Here is a 15,075-nt window from a genome sequence, read left to right on the forward strand (position 1 = left end):
TATCGACGCAGGTTGCGGGGGTGCCGTCAGTCACCCTTCGCAAATTATTCCACGGGCGATGCTATTGGGGCCGCAGATGGATGCCGTCGGCACGGTGGGAGGTGCGAAGCTGGAACAGTTCGGCGATCCTACTGGCGAACCTGTCCGTCTCGGTGAGCTGGAACCGCCCTGACGCGGCGAGGCTCGCAAGCCTCGGATCGTCGAGGATGATCGGCCTCTTGGCATAGCGATTGGCATCGCGGATCAGCTCGCCGAGCGCGATCGTGCGATATTCCACCCATCCGCTCGGCCAGTTGCGCGTATCGGCCGTCGGCGCCGTAACCACGCGCGGCGCGAAATCGCCTCCCGCGTAGAGGACGGGACGGTTGATCGTGAGCGGCATGCTCTCGCTCTGCTTATCCTTCGTATCGCGTGCCTTCACGCTGGCCGAGCCCGACCGCAGGCGCAGTTCGACGTGGGCATTCCCGTCCACCCCGACATCAATCGCCCCTTCGGCCGTGACGACATCGCCATTACCGGCCTGGATCGTGAAGGAGCGCGGATCGGCCGCCACGACGAAGCGCGCGCGGCCCCGGCGCAGCAGGGCGTGGCGTTTACTCCGGTCGATCACCACCTCGACCCGGCTGTCGGTGTCGAGAGTCACCAACGATCCATCGGCCAGCGTGAAACGCCGGATATCTCCATGACCCGTCGCATAGGTCTCGGCTCGGGCCGGCGACAAGAGCCACGGGAGCGGCAAGTTCGGGAGGAGCCCGACGGTCAGCGCAACCATGGCCGCCGCCGCGATCGCGCCGGTCGCCCATCTGCGTCCCGTGCGGCTGGGTTTGAGCGGAGTTGCATGATTCTTGGCCGGAAAGGTGTGAATCGTTGCACTGGGCGAACCGGCTCGCGTCTTACGACCGGGCTTGTAGAGGGCCGGGAGGGATTGCCCCAGAAACTGTTCGATGCGTTCACGCTCGGCGGGCTTCATCGGTGCCACCAGCATCGCATTGGCGAACGCCTCGGCGTTGGTCTTGGATGCGTCGACCCAGGACTGAAATTCGGCGAGCAGCGTTTCTGTTGGCGTTTCCTTCAACCGGAAACACCAGGCTGCCGCTTCGAGATCGGTTGATGACGAGGCTCTGCCGCCCGGCCATTCTTCACCGCTCATCGATGATCCTTCACCGCCGCTGCGACGAAGGCGATCGCACGCACCATATGATATTGCACTGTCGCCATGCTGATCCCGAGCTGCTCACTGATCTGACTATAGGTCAGTTCTTCGTCGCGGCTCATCATAAAGACCCGGCGCGTCTTCTCGGGCAGATCATTGACCGCCTGCTTATAGATGCGCAACAGGTCGGCCGCCTCGAGATCCAGTGTCTGTTCCGGCGGAACGCTCGCGTCGCGCTGCTCGTCGAGGGGAAAGATCACAATATTGTCGCTCCCGCGGCGGCGCGCGCGGTCGATCAGCAGGTTCCTGGCAATGCGCCTGACGAACGCCGCCGGGTTGGCGAGACGCGAAGCCTGCGCACTGCCGGCCGCCCGCGCGAACACTTCCTGCACCAGATCGGGCGCGACGTCATGTCCCGCCCGGCGTCCCAGATAGCGCAAGAGCGCGCTGCGTTCGGTGCGAAATGTCTCCTCCAGACTGGTCGGCGGAGCCTCTTCACAGGCGGTCTCGAAGACATCGACAGGGCAGCTATGCGCTCCCGATGAGACTGAAAAAGGAGGCCGGTGGCCGCGAAACGGCGGAGCGGACGATGACACGTGAGACTTCCCGGACAGCAGCGCATGATGGCCGGGAAGCCGGCCATGATACTTCCAACGCTGTGCCGCCGTCAGGCAATCCAGACGGATGCCTTTGTCCGGTACGGCCGCCTGTCCTTCATGGACCGGCGCTCTTGATGCCTGGCGCGATTAAGGCGCGAACGATCGCCAGACTGTTCGTCCTCGCAACCCGAACATGGCGGGAACGAACCGGGAAGGCAAGCCATTCAAGTTACTCAGCATTCACCACGATAGCTGAAGAGTGACGGATTTATATGGCGCGACGTGTTGGTCTCATGCACCATTGTTCAGCCTTTCGCATGACGGTCCAAGCAGAGCCCACGCATCGTCCAGCACTTCGCCAAAATCCACACCGGTCAGCTCAAGTGATTCGCCATAGGCGAACCATCGTCGCCGCGCGGCGGGATCCGCCGCCATGTCCTCAGACAGGCCAGGCGGACGGTTTGCCGGAACCTCGGTTGACCTGCGCGCGAATGTGGCGGCGATCGCCGCGTCGAGCACGTCCGAATTGATCGGCACCATCTTCGGAATGGCCCAAAGGTCGTGGAAGTCTTTCATGCGTCCATTAGCAAGGCCGAGCGCGACGATGGCCTGGAATTTTTCGGCAATGACCGATGCCGGCGGATAAGCGCGGATGCTGGACCGATCCATGTCGAGCAGCGAGGGATAGTCGATGCGATGCGCGGCATCTGCCAGGGCATCGCCGAAGCCGATGTCGAGAACGACCGGAATTCGGGTGCGCTCAAGATAGGCCGATGTCCGCAGGCGAATGCCGCCATATTCCATGTCTTCGCGTATCGCTGTGGCGGTCAGCGCATCTGTATCGAATACCAGTCCGTCCTCCGCCGGGACCGCCATGATCTCGGCGAAAATCTGTTTCAGGGTTTCCTCATCGGCTTCGCCGAAGCCGAGGAAATCGGCATCGCGCGTTTCCCTTGCGCCCCCTTCGAGCCACAGGGTGACAAGCATTCCGCCCTTGAGGATGTAGCGATCGCGATATTGCGAGAGCGAAAGCCGGTAGAGCAGGCGTTCGAGCGCGAAGCGGATGAGCAGGACATCGAACGCACGCTCTTCCTCCCGCGCCTTGTTGAGCAGGCGCTGTTTCACCGAGGCAGCGATGTTGGAGAGACCGTCAGCCATTGAAAGTGAGTGCCTCCAGATAAGGACGCATGATCCGCCACGCGCCACCTGAGCGAGCGGCTTCGGCGATCTGCGCTGGTGTTGCCTTGCGCTGCTCGATTGCGGCGCGCAGCCCCTCGACGGCGACCGAGCGGTCGACCAGCCGGCCGTTGCGAAACAGGTCGGCAAGCGTCTTGGCCGCCGAGTAGATTGGCACATCGACCCCTGCGATCTTGTGATGTTCGGTGCCCTGCCGCAGATATTTCTCGGTGAAACGGACGATCCTCGTCGGTGGATAGGCTGGGACCGGCGACCAGTCGCTCGGTCCGATCGCGACCCAGACCCTGCGCGGCATTTGATCGGTCAGGCCGTGGAAAGCGAGCGCCGAGATCATGGCTATCACGCCCTTGGGGACGCGCTTGGCGACCTCGGCGAGCGTCTGGTCTGTGTCGATGTCGCTTCGCGAATCCTGGTAGAGGCCGCGGCCGATCCTGACGAGTTCGCCATCTTCGAGCGCCCGCTGGATGGTCGTGCCCGCAATCCCCGCCTTGCGCAGTTCCTGCGCGCGAACGATCCCATGCTGCGCCACCATCGCGCGGAGATGATCACGCTGAGTGTGCGGCATGGCCGGCATGTTACAAAACCTCTGATAAATTCAATTTTAGTTTGAGGTTTTGTAACAGCGCGGATTGTGAATTGCAAATCCGGTGCGGTCAGTCACGTCAGTTTTTGATTGGGCGGGCCGGCCTTGCGGCCGTCGGGCTCTATCGCCGCGTTGCGGGCGACCGGGCCGCATGCGTCCCGGCCCCTGAGGGTTACGATCCCTCCCGCGCGACGTCCTGTTCGAGGGCGGCGAGGCGTTCGGTGCAGATCGCATGGACGACCATGCCCAGCGCCTCGACGCGCGCGGCGAGCCATTCGAGCTGCTCGGCGCTTACCCGATAGTGTTTCGAGTAGCGGGCCTTCACATAGGCTTCCTTGAGTTTTTCGAAGAGTGTTCGGTCGGCTTTCCGCTCGCGCGGCCAGGTATCCACTAGCCGGCGATCGAGACGTTCGGCTTGGGTGCGTAGGAAGCCGAGATTATGGACGTGTGGCGTGTAGAAGGTCACGACCAGAAGGACACAGTGATATAGGCTTTCGGCCGTTTGGTGTAGCTCGAACGCCGTTTCCTTCAAATGGCCCTTCTCGATCCCAAATTTTACGAAGTCATATTTACGCATCGCGCCAGGAAACCACTCGTCGAAATACTCCTTCGCCATGGCCAGCGCCTGTTCGGGCGTCTTGGGCTTGGGCTTATGCAGTTCGCTGTCCTCGAACTGATAGAGCGCGACGCCGTCGCGGGCGACATCCATGAAGAAATAACGGCCATGGGCCAGACCATCATTCACTTCCTGTAGCGTATGGACGATGAAATTGACCGGCGTCTTGAGCGTCTTGGTGATCGACAGTTCGCGATTGAGCCGATCTTCCAGCTTCAGCCAATAATCGACCCGGTCGGTCAGCCTTTTGTCATTGACGATGATCAGCAGGTCGAAATCCGACTGATAACCTTTGGCCGTATGCGGTTCATCGACCCATCCGCCGCGCGCATAGCTGCCATAGAGAATGATCTTCTCGATCCGGCCCTTCTTCTTCCACTGGTGCGTGGCGAGCGCCAGCGCATCTTCGAACTCCTCGAAGATGATCTGCACGACGCGCTCGATTTCGCGTCTTTTCTGTGCCGGAAGATGATCGAGGCCGGTGCGCATGGGGACAACCTAACAGCACAGGGCGCGCTTTGCACCCATGAAACGTCAATCATGCCTCAAAAATTGAATCGCGACATGATAAGATATTCATGGCATAATGGTGCCACTGGGTAACGACTGGCTTCGGCACTCATGGAACGAAGGGTTTAAGAGGTACGCAATGACGGTTCAGGTCACGATCACGCCGAACGGCCGGATGAGCTTACCCGCCGATATCCGCAAGCGCCTTGGCCTTGCCGGCGGCGGTTCGCTGCTCGTCGAAGAGACGCCCGATGGCGTCATCCTGCGAACCGTTGCCCAGTCGATCGCGCATGCGCAGGCACTCGCCCGAAAATATACAGCCGGAAAATCCGAAGCATCGGTGGATGCGTTCCTTGCGGGTCGCCGCGAGGACTCGGGCGAATGAGCGAAGCGGTCCTCGACGCTTCGGCGCTGCTGGCATTGCTGAAGGAAGAAGCCGGTGCGGGAAAAGTTGCCGATGCGATCGCCGCATCGCGGATGACCTCGGTCAACTATGCCGAAGTGGTGAGCCATTTCATTCATGCTGGCATGCCTGCAGGCGAAGTGGACGCGATGCTGCATCCCTTGCCGATGATCATTGTCGAGGCGGACCAAGCCCTTGCGACCATTGCGGGAAGGCTACGGGCGGTCACGGCCGAAGCGGGCTTGTCGCTTGGCGACAGATTCTGCCTGGCGCTGGCGTTGCGCGACGGATTGCCCGCTCTCACGGCGGATAAGACGTGGCGAACGATCGCGGATGCCGCCAGCGTGAAAGTTTCGGTCATTCGGTAACCACGGATCAATTAGCGGCCCCTGAAACGCCTGAACCGCTCCTTCGCATCGGCCTCCTCGACGGCCATGTTCGCATTGGCGCACTCATCGCCGCGCACCGTGCCGTCGCGGCAGCCGGCGACGACCTGACGAGCCTCCTCCAGATGCTCGGCGAAATATTCGCTGCTGCGCGGGGTGGCCTGGGTACAGGCCGCGAGGCTGAACGGGCCTGTCAACACCGCGAGGATCAGCTTCTTCTTCGTCATCATTTTCCTTCCCGTGGTCCCGTTCGTGAGGTCGAACGGCGTCCGTGACGTGGCTTCACGCATCAGAGGATCCTGCATACCGTGCAGCATGCACCAGATCACCGGCAACGGCGTGGCGGCGATCATGATACCGGTCGATTGCCCGCGCGAGCCCGGCCCGCTTTCCCTCACGCACAAGCGCTTCAAGAGCGGCCAGTTCTGCATGGGCACCATCGAGGACGTTTTCCTCATGGCGCCGATAACAGCCGAGGCGCGCGGCGGCATTTCCGAGAGCCCAGTGAAGCTCGAGGCTTCCAGCCGCGCCTGCGATTACCGTGAACAGGATTGCCGTGCGCTCGCCGATGCCGTCATGGCCTTGCGGCAAATCCCTGGATATCGTGATCGTGCGCCGGCGTCCAAGTGCAATGCCTACGAGTGCACGGTGCCAGTCTATCAGTGCCCGAAGCTCGGTCTCGCTAAGCAGGGGAACCTGGAATCCCTCGCCGGGCGACGAATGGACGAGCCGCTCGCCGGCAAGTCGATTGAGGCTGTCGCGCACGGGCGTCATGCTGACGCCCAGTTCCGTAGCGAGCCGGGCGGCTTCAAGGCGCTGCCCCGATGGCCAGACGCCAGCGAAAAGGCGCCGCCTGAGCGTATCGTAGGTTGGCTCGAGAACATAGGCGGGACTCATATGTTCAGCCCCCGACCGATTGACCGAAGCCTTCTATCATCGCTTCCTGATCGGGCCTGAGCGCGTCGATTGCCCCGATATGTTCAGGTACGTCCTTGCCGAGCAGGATCGACGGGCATTGACCCTCGAAATTGCCGAGATTGGGCCGGTGCTGCCTATAGCCGGCGAGGGCGGACAGTTCGGGCGGGAAAGTGCGAGCGACCTCGGGCGGATAGGCGAGCCACTGGTTCTCATAGGGCTTGAGCCATCCAAGGCAGTAACCGATCACGATACCGCGCCGCACATGGTCGGTTCGATTGGCGCCAGCGCCATGCGCCGTCGATCCGAGAAAGCAGATGGCGGAGCCGGGACCGCATTCGGCGATGATCGGTTCACCTGTTTCCTCGCGTGCCATGCCTTTCGGCCCGTGGCTGCCGGGGTAGATCTGTGTCGCGCCGTTTTCGCGCGTGAAGGACGTCAGCGGCCAGATCACATTGACGAGATATTCGTGATTTCCCTTTTCGCCCTGCCACATATCGTGATCGCGGTGGGGAAACTGGCGCATTTCGCCGGGATGGATCTCGATGGCTTGCGCCACGTTGAGCTGAATCCGGTCGCAGGCCGGCACCAGAATCTCCTCGACCATCGAAAGGATCATCGGATTGAGGACGAGCTGCGCCGCATGGGGCGAGCGCTTGAGCAGGGAACCGAAGCGCTTGGTCCGCTCGCCATAGAAGCGGCCCCGGCAGAAGGGCGTTGCCGCAAAGACCGGATCAAGATCGGTTTCGAGCGCGGCAATGGCTCCGACCGGCAAAGCATCGGGAATGATGCAATAGCCCTCGGTGCGGAGCTGATCGGTCCAGGCCGGCTCGGCGCGGCGGAGAGGGACGAGGTTATTCATCGGCCGCTCCCGCCCGTGCGCGGGGCCGTCAACATCAGTTTTGGCGCTTCATATACACCACTGGCCTGCAAGCCCTCGATCGTATCGCTGTCGATCCGGATGTGAAGCCCGATGAGGCGGCGTCCCTCGTGAACGACGGGCTGGCCCAGTGCTTTGCAGTCCCAGCCGAAATGGCGAATCTGCTCGAACCACTCCTGCTCGGCGATACCGGTGTAGGCCGTGATGCCCGTCGCCAGCGCGTGCTCGGCGAGTGCGGTGACGAGCTGGTTGCGGGCGCTGCGGCGCTCGGACGCCCGCTGGTGGCGATCGAGGCAAAAACGGGTGATCTCGCGAATGGTGGTGCCAGTCGGCACCGGACCCGCGCACAGATGCGGATAAAGATTACCGAGCAGATGGGGCTGGTCGGTTCGCAGCAATCGCGTCGACGCACGATGCTTGACGCCCTGTTCGAGCAGGATGAGATATTCTGCTTGGCGGTCGAACTGATCGACCTCGAACTCGTCTGCAAGGACGGGCAGATCCCATTTCAGAAGATCGATGAAGACCTCCTTACGCGCCCGGAACATCGCCCGCAGCGCGCTGTCCTCGTCAACTTCGATCCGTTCCCCGATCTCCTCTGGCATGACAGTCCCTCCGTGGTTGAAGCCACGCAGGAAAGAACATCGTTGCCTACCAGCGGCCCATACCAAGAAATGGGGAGAGACGTGGTGCGAAACCGCAGGAATCGAATTTCAGTGTCGAATCCGCCAGCGGAAAATGTCGGCGAAGCTGATGAGACCGTCGTACAAGGCGTAAAGGATCAGCGACGCGCGCTTGTGCGTATCGTAGCGTTCCCGGGCGTCCTTGAGGTGCTGGATCACCGTTTCATGGCTGATGCCGAGAATCCGTGAGATTTCCCAGTCCGTCTTGCCGCGCGCGGCCCAAAGGACGCAGTCGCGTTGCCGGTCGGTCAGCTTCGCGTGTCCCGGCCGGCCTGCCCATCCCGAGAGCCGCCTTGCGCTGGCGATTGCCATTGCACCAAGCATTTCGGCAACGATCAGCATCGCATGTGGGAGCGATTTACCGAGGCCGGTAACGAACGAGCATGACCCGATGACGTCGCCGGGCAGGTGCCGTGGGACAGTGAACCCGTCGACAAGGCCATGCCGTCGTCCGGTCTCGAAGGTGGTTCTTTCCATGTCGGTCATGGGAACCAGGTCGAGGATATTTTGCCAGCCGAAGCCCAACACGCTGCGCTCCGCCGCGCGGCGGACCGGATCGGTCGCCGCCAGATTGAAGCCGATATACACATCGGCCCAGCTTGCCGGATAATCATGGACCAGCAAGGATGCGCCGCTGTCGGCGCCGCAGCCGATTTCAAGCGAAAGCGCAAAACGATCGAAACCCATGTCGCCGGCCGCGCGCGCCAAAGCCTCGTGTAGATCGTCGATCGAAGATGCCGTTAGAATGCTGTCACCAAGTAACTCCACCAATGCAAGTCGCATAGACCCCTGTTACGGCCGCGAGCGCAGTCCCAACCCGCAAACCCACGCACCGCCCTTCAACTAATGGACACCAGGAATCCCGTCTCACGCTACGCCTGATGTCCTATTTCACACTCCTTTCCCTTCGAAAATTTGGGTACATTAGAAATCGGTCGCCAGCATCTCCGCGTTGGAATGACAGCATTCATGCAGCCAGTGCTTCGAGAACCGCGCACTGCGGAACGGCATCGCCCGAACATTGCGCCGCGGTTTTGGCAAGGATGGTCTCGATCCGGCGAAGGTCCGCGATCTTCGCACGTACGTCGGCCAGATGCAGTTCGGTGCGCGCCTTCACTTCGACGCAAGTCTGCGTGCCGCCGTCAACCAGCGTGAGCAGGCCGCGAATTTCCTCGATCGTGAAGCCGAGCGCACGCGCGCGCATGATGAAGCGAAGGCGACGAACGTCTTTCTCGCCATAGAGGCGATAGCCTTTGGCGCTGCGCAGCGGCTCGGCGAGCAATCCGGTCTTCTCATAGTAGCGGATGGTTTCGAGGTTGCAGCCCGTGGCTTTCGCCAAATCGGCGCGCTGCAGGCACATTCCCAGGGCAGGATGGTTCATTCAGAAAAAAACCTCTTGAGTCTGTATCTACTACAGACCTTAGCCTCATATCGAATCAAAAGCGAGGCCGAGTCGCATGAGCTATAACGATGTCGAAACGACGGGGCTGAATACGCCAACCGAAAAGCGAAAGCAGACCCTGTTCGCGACCGGCGGCGTCATTGGCGCGATCCTCGCATCGACCTGCTGCATCGCGCCCCTCCTGCTTTTGACGTTGGGCATTTCCGGCGCCTGGATCGGAACCCTCACGGCGTTCGAGCCCTACAAGCCCTATTTCGCGGCCGTGGCCGTCATCTTCATCGGCCTCGGTTTCCGGCAGGTCTATTTCAAGGCCAAGCCAGCCTGTGTGGATGGCTCGTACTGCGCGCGGCCGGAATCCTCGCTCATCATCAAGACCGTCCTCTGGCTGGCGACGCTGCTGGTCGCCCTGGCCCTGACGATCAATTGGTGGGCGCCGCTATTCTATTAGGAGAAGCTGACATGAAACATCCCGTCATTATTGCCGCTGGCGCACTCGCTCTGGGCGCTGCTTCAATCCCTTCCTTGAGCGTTCTATCACCGCTTGAGGCGCAACCGGCGGCAGCACGGACTGAGGCCACACGGACCGCGACTTTCGTGATCCAGAACATGACTTGTGCGCTTTGCCCGGTAACGGTCAAATCAGCGATGGAGAGCGTGCGCGGCGTGCGATCGGTCGGTGTCGATTTCGATGCAAAGACCGCGACCGTCGTGTTCGATCCATCTATCACGACGCTCAAGGCGATCGCCGCCGCATCGACCAATGCCGGTTACCCGGCAACCGCGAAGAACTGATTGGACTGATATGGCTGGTATCGGCGTTCGCCATGTGAACCGGAAGGGAAGCTATGACCTGGCTGTCATAGGCGCAGGGTCGGCAGGTTTCTCCACAGCGATAACCGCAGCCGAGCAGGGCGCAAAAGTGGTCCTCGTCGGCCACGGCACTATCGGCGGCACTTGCGTCAACGTCGGCTGCGTGCCGTCAAAGACCATGATTCGCGCGGCCGAAGCGCTTCACGATGCGCGAGCAGCGGGACGGTTTCCCGGCCTTGCCGGTGATGCACAGCTTACCGACTGGCGCCGCCTGATCGCGGCCAAGGACGATCTCGTTGGGATGTTGCGGCAGAAGAAATATATCGACCTTCTGTCTGAATATGACGGCATCACCTATCTCGAAGGGCGCGCGCGGTTGAACGGCGCAGGTGTCATCGTCAACGATACGCCCGTTGCAGCCGGCAAGATCGTCATCGCCACTGGCGGCCGGCCCGCCGTGCCGTCGATACCGGGCATCGAGAAGGTCAACTATCTGACCAGCACATCGCTGCTGGACCTCAAGGATCTGCCAAGAAGCATGATCGTCGTCGGCGGCGGATATATCGGCGCAGAGCTCGCTCAGATGATGCGTCGCATGGGGGGCGATGTCACTGTGGTTTGCCGGTCGCGGTTGCTGCCACAGGTGGAGCCAGACGTGTCCGCCGCGCTCTCGGAAGCGTTCCGGTCCGAGGGCATCGGGCTCCATTGCGGAATTACGTACGACGCCTGCCGGGAAGACGAGAGGGGCGTTACCGTCTGTGTCGAGGATGGGCGCCGGCGACACGAACTCAAGGCCGAACGGCTGCTGGTCGCCACAGGCCGCACGCCCAATACCGAAGCTTTGGAGTTGCCATACGCCGGCGTCGCTCAAGATGCACGCGGCGCCATCATCATCGATGACCGCATGCGCACGTCAAAGGCGGGAGTCTACGCCGCTGGCGACGTCACCGACCGCGACCAGTTCGTCTATATGGCGGCCTATGGGGCAAGGCTTGCCGCGCTCAATGCGCTGAACGGCGACAGCCTCGCCTACGACAACAGCGCAATGCCGTGGGTCGTGTTCACGGATCCACAGGTCGCAGGAGTGGGACTGACCGAAGCCATGGCCAGGCAGCGGGGCTTTGCCGTTGAAACGTCGGTGATTTCGCTCGACCAGGTGCCTCGTGCGCTCGCCGCCCGCGATACGCGCGGGCTCGTCAAGCTGGTCGCCGACGCCGATACCGGGCTGCTGCTCGGCGGACAGATCCTTGCGCCCGAAGGTGCGGACAGCATCCAGACTTTGGTGTTGGCGCTCAAGCACGGAATGACGGCACAGGCCCTTGGCGAGACAATCTTTCCCTACCTGACAACCGTCGAAGCATTGAAGCTTGCGGCGCAGGGCTTCCGCAAGGATGTCGCCAAGCTTTCCTGTTGCGCAGGATAACAAGTCGAGCGTCCTCAACCGGATTTTTTTTGCGCTTGACCCTGACATCATGTCAGGGTGCAAAAGCGGAGATCTCACATGAGGAGCGATTCTATGGCGCAACGCTGCGGCCATCATCAGCATCCGAATGCGTCAACGCCCCCACCGGTTGATACGCGCGAGGCGACAATCTGGACCTGCCCAATGCATCCGCAGATCCGCCAGGACCATCCCGGCGCCTGTCCGATCTGCGGCATGGCGCTGGAACCGGAGACCGCGACTGCCGAGGCGGGGCCGAGCGCCGAACTCGTCGACATGACCCGCCGCTTCTGGATCGGGCTCGTGCTCACGCTGCCGGTGCTGGTTCTGGAAATGGGAGGTCATCTGCGCCCCGCGTTCCACGAGCTGGTTTCGCCGAGGCTCTCGACATGGCTCCAACTGGCGTTGGCGACGCCGGTCGTGCTGTGGGCGGGCTGGCCGTTCTTCCAGCGCGGCTGGCAATCGGTCAGGACGCGCAACCTCAACATGTTCACGCTGATCGCGATGGGAACTGGCGTTGCCTGGCTCTACAGCGTGGTGGCGACGGCCGCGCCGTCGATCTTTCCGGCCGCCTTCCGGGGCGTGGACGGGTCGGTCGCCGTCTATTTCGAGGCGGCGGCTGTCATCACCGTGCTGGTGCTGCTCGGCCAGGTGCTCGAACTCCGGGCACGCGAGCGGACTTCGGGCGCGATCAGGGCGCTGCTCAATCTGGCGCCAAAGATGGCGCGGCGCATCCGGCAGGACGGCAGCGACGAGGAAGTCGCGCTCGAAGCAGTTGCGGTTGGCGACCGGCTGCGCGTGCGTCCGGGCGAAAAGGTGCCAGTCGACGCCAGGGTGGAAGAGGGCCGCTCGGCGATCGACGAATCGATGGTGACCGGAGAGTCGATGCCCGTCACCAAGGCGGCCGGCGATCCCGTGATCGGCGGCACGCTCAATCGAAGCGGTGCGCTCGTGGTGCGCGCGGAAAAGGTCGGCCGCGACACGATGCTGTCGCGCATCGTCCAGATGGTCGCCGAGGCGCAGCGTTCGCGCGCGCCGATCCAGCGGCTCGCCGATCAGGTCGCGGGGTGGTTCGTCCCTGCCGTGCTGGCGGTGGCAGTCGCCGCTTTCGTCGCCTGGGGCATTTGGGGGCCGGAGCCGCGCCTTGCACATGGCCTTATTGCGGCTGTGGCGGTGCTTATCATCGCCTGCCCCTGCGCGCTGGGGCTTGCGACGCCCATGTCGATCATGGTGGGCGTCGGACGCGGTGCGGGCCTGGGCGTGCTCATCAAGAACGCGGAGGCGCTGGAGCGGCTGGAGAAGATCGATACGCTCGTTATCGACAAGACTGGTACGCTTACCGAAGGCAAGCCCAGCGTTACGTGCATCGTTGTGGGCGAGGGGTGGGACGAGAGCGAATTGCTGCGCCTTGCGGCCGGCGTCGAACGGGCCTCCGAGCATCCGCTCGGCCAGGCCATCGTTGCGGCGGCCGAGGCGCGCAAGCTGGCGCTTCCCGAGGTCAGCAGCTTCGATTCCCCTACTGGCAAGGGCGCGGTGGGGACGGTGGAAGGCAAGAGGATCGTTCTCGGCAACGCTGCTTTCCTCAAGGAAGGCGGCATCGCCACCGATATGCTGAGCGAACAGGCGGATGCGCTGCGCCGCGATGGCGCGACGGCGATCTTCATCGGCATCGAGGAGGCCGCGGCCGGCATCTTCGCCATTGCCGATCCGGTCAGGGAAACGACGCCCGACGCCCTTGCCGCTCTGCGCCGGGAAGGCATCGCCGTGGTCATGCTCACCGGCGACAACCGGACCACGGCCGAGGCCGTGGCACGCCGGCTCGGCATCTCGGAGGTGGAGGCCGAAGTTCTGCCCGACCAGAAGAGTGCTGTGGTCGAACGGCTCAGGCAGGCGGGCAAGGTGGTCGCGATGGCGGGTGACGGCGTGAACGATGCGCCCGCCCTCGCTGCGGCGGATGTCGGCATCGCCATGGGCTCGGGAACGGATGTCGCGATCGAAAGCGCCGGTGTCACGCTGCTGAAGGGCGATCTGACGGGGATCGTGCGGGCGCGCCGCCTGAGCCAGGCGACTATGGCGAATATCCGCCAGAACCTGTTCTTCGCCTTCATCTATAACGCGGCGGGCGTGCCGGTCGCAGCAGGCGCGCTCTACCCCTTCTTCGGCATCCTCCTGTCGCCCATCATCGCGGCCGCAGCCATGTCGCTTTCCTCGGTCAGCGTGGTGGGGAACGCGCTGCGGCTCAACCGGCAAACGCTATGAACATCGGACAGGCAGCAAAAACGAGTGGAGTGTCCGAAAGGATGATCCGCCACTATGAAAAGATCGGCCTCGTCCCGCCGGCATCCAGGCGGGACAGTGGCTACCGGGCCTATTCGCCAACCGAAATCGAGCGATTTCGTTTCATCGCCAATGCCCGCGATCTGGGCTTTCCGATTGAGGAGATCGCCAAGCTGCTTGTGCTCTGGTCAGATCGAAATCGCGCGAGCGCAGAGGTCAAGAAGCTGGCCTTGATGCATGCGGAAGAACTCGATCGCAAGGCTCGCACACTCGAAGCCATGCGCCGTTCGCTGCTTGACCTCGCAGAACGCTGCCACGGCGATGAGCGTCCCGAATGCCCGATTCTCGATGGCCTCGGGCGCATCGGGAATGACGTGGCAAAGAAAACCCGGGCGTCGCGATTGAATTTGTTCGCGGATGCCAGTAAATCACAGTCGTCGTGAAACGATTTTTGTCACTCCTTCTGCTCATCGGCGCATTGACCGGCCTGCTCGGTCAGGAGACGGCGTTCGCCAGTGGCCCCCGCGCGTCGATGATCGAAATGGCGGCTGGAGCGATGTCGGGCGACTGCATGGAAATGATGCAGCAAGGCCGGCAAGAGCCTGGCAAAATGCCGTGCAAGGGGCTTACGCTCGACTGTATCGCCGCGATGGGCTGCACGATCCCACTGTTCGCCGTGCCTGAACCGGGCACGCTCGGCGGGTCGTTGCACGCACGGCAGGTGCATTTCCTGCCCGCCATCCATCAGCTTGTCGGCCTATCGACCGGACCGGAGCCTCCTCCGCCTACTGCCTGATTTGAATGTCACGACCTGCTTGCCCGATTTTCATATGGGCAGAGCGTGACTGCGCTTGGCAGTCGCCCATGCAAGGCCCTTTCCAACATTCAATTCAGGAAGATGAATCATGAAGACTATATTGTTTGGCGCGGCCGTTGCCGCCCTCTCGCTTGGCCTCGGCTCGACTCCAGCTTTCGCGCAAGCGGACGCTTCTCCGTCCGGTGGCCATTATGAATGGCGCGAGGTTCCGCAATTCGGGCCGCGCGCGACCGGTCCGGCGCGGAAGCGTGTCTGGGTGGCCGACCATGCGCAGATGGCCAATTGCGACTGCGACATGATGAAGATGAGCGCCGATGACTGCATGAAGGGCATGCATCATATGGGCGCGAAGCCGTCGGCCGGGTAAGGCAAGCTTTCCTGGCCGATAACGATAAATATGAAA

General features: G+C 62.4%; 19 protein-coding genes and 1 pseudogene. 9 read left to right on the top strand and 11 right to left on the bottom strand.

Annotation, left to right across the window (positions count from 1 at the left end):
- Nucleotides 1-61: 61 nt before the first annotated feature.
- The 5 genes from CHB69_RS12005 to CHB69_RS12025 form a co-directional block, all read right to left on the bottom strand.
- On the bottom strand, nt 62-1,150 hold the full coding sequence (locus tag CHB69_RS12005) for a FecR family protein (protein ID WP_089216235.1): 1,089 nt from the start codon (nt 1,148-1,150) through the stop codon (nt 62-64).
- Nucleotides 1,147-1,749: an RNA polymerase sigma factor gene (locus CHB69_RS12010; protein WP_170935540.1), complete on the bottom strand. Its 603-nt coding sequence runs from the start codon at nt 1,747-1,749 to the stop codon at nt 1,147-1,149. The genes CHB69_RS12005 and CHB69_RS12010 overlap by 4 nt, the downstream gene beginning before the upstream one ends.
- A 294-nt stretch (nt 1,750-2,043) precedes the next feature.
- Nucleotides 2,044-2,958: a nucleotidyl transferase AbiEii/AbiGii toxin family protein gene (locus CHB69_RS12015; RefSeq protein WP_212541923.1), complete on the bottom strand. Its 915-nt coding sequence runs from the start codon at nt 2,956-2,958 to the stop codon at nt 2,044-2,046.
- Complete coding sequence (locus tag CHB69_RS12020) at nt 2,903-3,514, bottom strand: type IV toxin-antitoxin system AbiEi family antitoxin domain-containing protein (RefSeq protein ID WP_212541924.1); 612 nt, start codon at nt 3,512-3,514, stop codon at nt 2,903-2,905. Before CHB69_RS12020 ends, CHB69_RS12015 begins: the two co-directional genes overlap by 56 nt.
- 190 nt (nt 3,515-3,704) lie before the next feature.
- Complete coding sequence (locus tag CHB69_RS12025) at nt 3,705-4,637, bottom strand: nucleotidyltransferase and HEPN domain-containing protein (RefSeq protein ID WP_089216239.1); 933 nt, start codon at nt 4,635-4,637, stop codon at nt 3,705-3,707.
- 160 nt (nt 4,638-4,797) lie between these two features.
- Between CHB69_RS12025 and CHB69_RS12030 the strand changes: the two genes are divergently transcribed.
- The gene (locus tag CHB69_RS12030) at nt 4,798-5,043 is read left to right on the top strand and encodes an AbrB/MazE/SpoVT family DNA-binding domain-containing protein (RefSeq protein WP_089216240.1); all 246 of its coding nucleotides are present in this window, start codon (nt 4,798-4,800) and stop codon (nt 5,041-5,043) included.
- Nucleotides 5,040-5,429 carry a type II toxin-antitoxin system VapC family toxin gene (locus tag CHB69_RS12035; RefSeq protein WP_089216241.1) on the top strand — a complete coding sequence of 130 codons (390 nt, stop codon included), beginning with the start codon at nt 5,040-5,042 and terminating at the stop codon, nt 5,427-5,429. Before CHB69_RS12030 ends, CHB69_RS12035 begins: the two co-directional genes overlap by 4 nt.
- Nucleotides 5,430-5,440: 11 nt before the next feature.
- Here CHB69_RS12035 and CHB69_RS12040 read toward each other — a convergent pair whose 3' ends face one another.
- The 6 genes from CHB69_RS12040 to CHB69_RS12065 all read right to left on the bottom strand — a co-directional run bounded on the left by CHB69_RS12040 (nt 5,441) and on the right by CHB69_RS12065 (nt 9,306).
- A complete protein-coding gene (locus CHB69_RS12040; RefSeq protein ID WP_245836741.1) occupies nt 5,441-5,737 on the bottom strand; it encodes an EexN family lipoprotein in 297 nt (98 codons plus the stop codon).
- Nucleotides 5,730-6,344, bottom strand: coding sequence for a GntR family transcriptional regulator (locus CHB69_RS12045; protein WP_089216242.1), 615 nt, complete (start codon nt 6,342-6,344; stop codon nt 5,730-5,732). Before CHB69_RS12045 ends, CHB69_RS12040 begins: the two co-directional genes overlap by 8 nt.
- A gap of 4 nt (nt 6,345-6,348) precedes the next feature.
- Nucleotides 6,349-7,224 carry a phytanoyl-CoA dioxygenase family protein gene (locus CHB69_RS12050; RefSeq protein WP_089216243.1) on the bottom strand — a complete coding sequence of 292 codons (876 nt, stop codon included), beginning with the start codon at nt 7,222-7,224 and terminating at the stop codon, nt 6,349-6,351.
- A complete protein-coding gene (locus CHB69_RS12055) occupies nt 7,221-7,847 on the bottom strand; it encodes an acyl-homoserine-lactone synthase (RefSeq protein ID WP_089216244.1) in 627 nt (208 codons plus the stop codon). Before CHB69_RS12055 ends, CHB69_RS12050 begins: the two co-directional genes overlap by 4 nt.
- 108 nt (nt 7,848-7,955) lie before the next feature.
- Nucleotides 7,956-8,708, bottom strand: a complete 753-nt coding sequence (locus CHB69_RS12060) for a LuxR family transcriptional regulator (protein ID WP_089216245.1) — start codon at nt 8,706-8,708, stop codon at nt 7,956-7,958.
- A gap of 184 nt (nt 8,709-8,892) precedes the next feature.
- On the bottom strand, nt 8,893-9,306 hold the full coding sequence (locus CHB69_RS12065) for a MerR family transcriptional regulator (protein ID WP_089216246.1): 414 nt from the start codon (nt 9,304-9,306) through the stop codon (nt 8,893-8,895).
- 76 nt (nt 9,307-9,382) lie between these two features.
- Between CHB69_RS12065 and CHB69_RS12070 the strand changes: the two genes are divergently transcribed.
- From CHB69_RS12070 to CHB69_RS12100, 7 genes and pseudogenes are all read left to right on the top strand, one after another.
- Complete coding sequence (locus CHB69_RS12070) at nt 9,383-9,775, top strand: mercuric transporter MerT family protein (protein WP_089216247.1); 393 nt, start codon at nt 9,383-9,385, stop codon at nt 9,773-9,775.
- 11 nt (nt 9,776-9,786) lie between these two features.
- Nucleotides 9,787-10,119 carry a heavy-metal-associated domain-containing protein gene (locus CHB69_RS12075; RefSeq protein ID WP_089216248.1) on the top strand — a complete coding sequence of 111 codons (333 nt, stop codon included), beginning with the start codon at nt 9,787-9,789 and terminating at the stop codon, nt 10,117-10,119.
- A gap of 10 nt (nt 10,120-10,129) precedes the next feature.
- Nucleotides 10,130-11,560, top strand: coding sequence for a mercury(II) reductase (gene merA / locus CHB69_RS12080; RefSeq protein ID WP_089216249.1), 1,431 nt, complete (start codon nt 10,130-10,132; stop codon nt 11,558-11,560).
- 93 nt (nt 11,561-11,653) lie between these two features.
- The gene (locus CHB69_RS12085; RefSeq protein ID WP_425442420.1) at nt 11,654-13,837 is read left to right on the top strand and encodes a copper-transporting P-type ATPase; all 2,184 of its coding nucleotides are present in this window, start codon (nt 11,654-11,656) and stop codon (nt 13,835-13,837) included.
- A pseudogene (cueR, locus tag CHB69_RS12090) lies at nt 13,834-14,202 on the top strand (Cu(I)-responsive transcriptional regulator); the annotation flags it as partial. The gene CHB69_RS12085 and the pseudogene cueR, both read left to right, overlap by 4 nt.
- 92 nt (nt 14,203-14,294) lie before the next feature.
- Nucleotides 14,295-14,651: a hypothetical protein gene (locus CHB69_RS12095; protein ID WP_089216252.1), complete on the top strand. Its 357-nt coding sequence runs from the start codon at nt 14,295-14,297 to the stop codon at nt 14,649-14,651.
- Nucleotides 14,652-14,760: 109 nt separating this feature from the next.
- Nucleotides 14,761-15,039, top strand: a complete 279-nt coding sequence (locus CHB69_RS12100; RefSeq protein ID WP_089216253.1) for a hypothetical protein — start codon at nt 14,761-14,763, stop codon at nt 15,037-15,039.
- The last annotated feature ends 36 nt before the right edge of the window (nt 15,040-15,075 follow it).

The sequence above is a fragment of the Sphingopyxis indica genome (assembly GCF_900188185.1).
Taxonomy (GTDB): Bacteria; Pseudomonadota; Alphaproteobacteria; order Sphingomonadales; family Sphingomonadaceae; genus Sphingopyxis; species Sphingopyxis indica.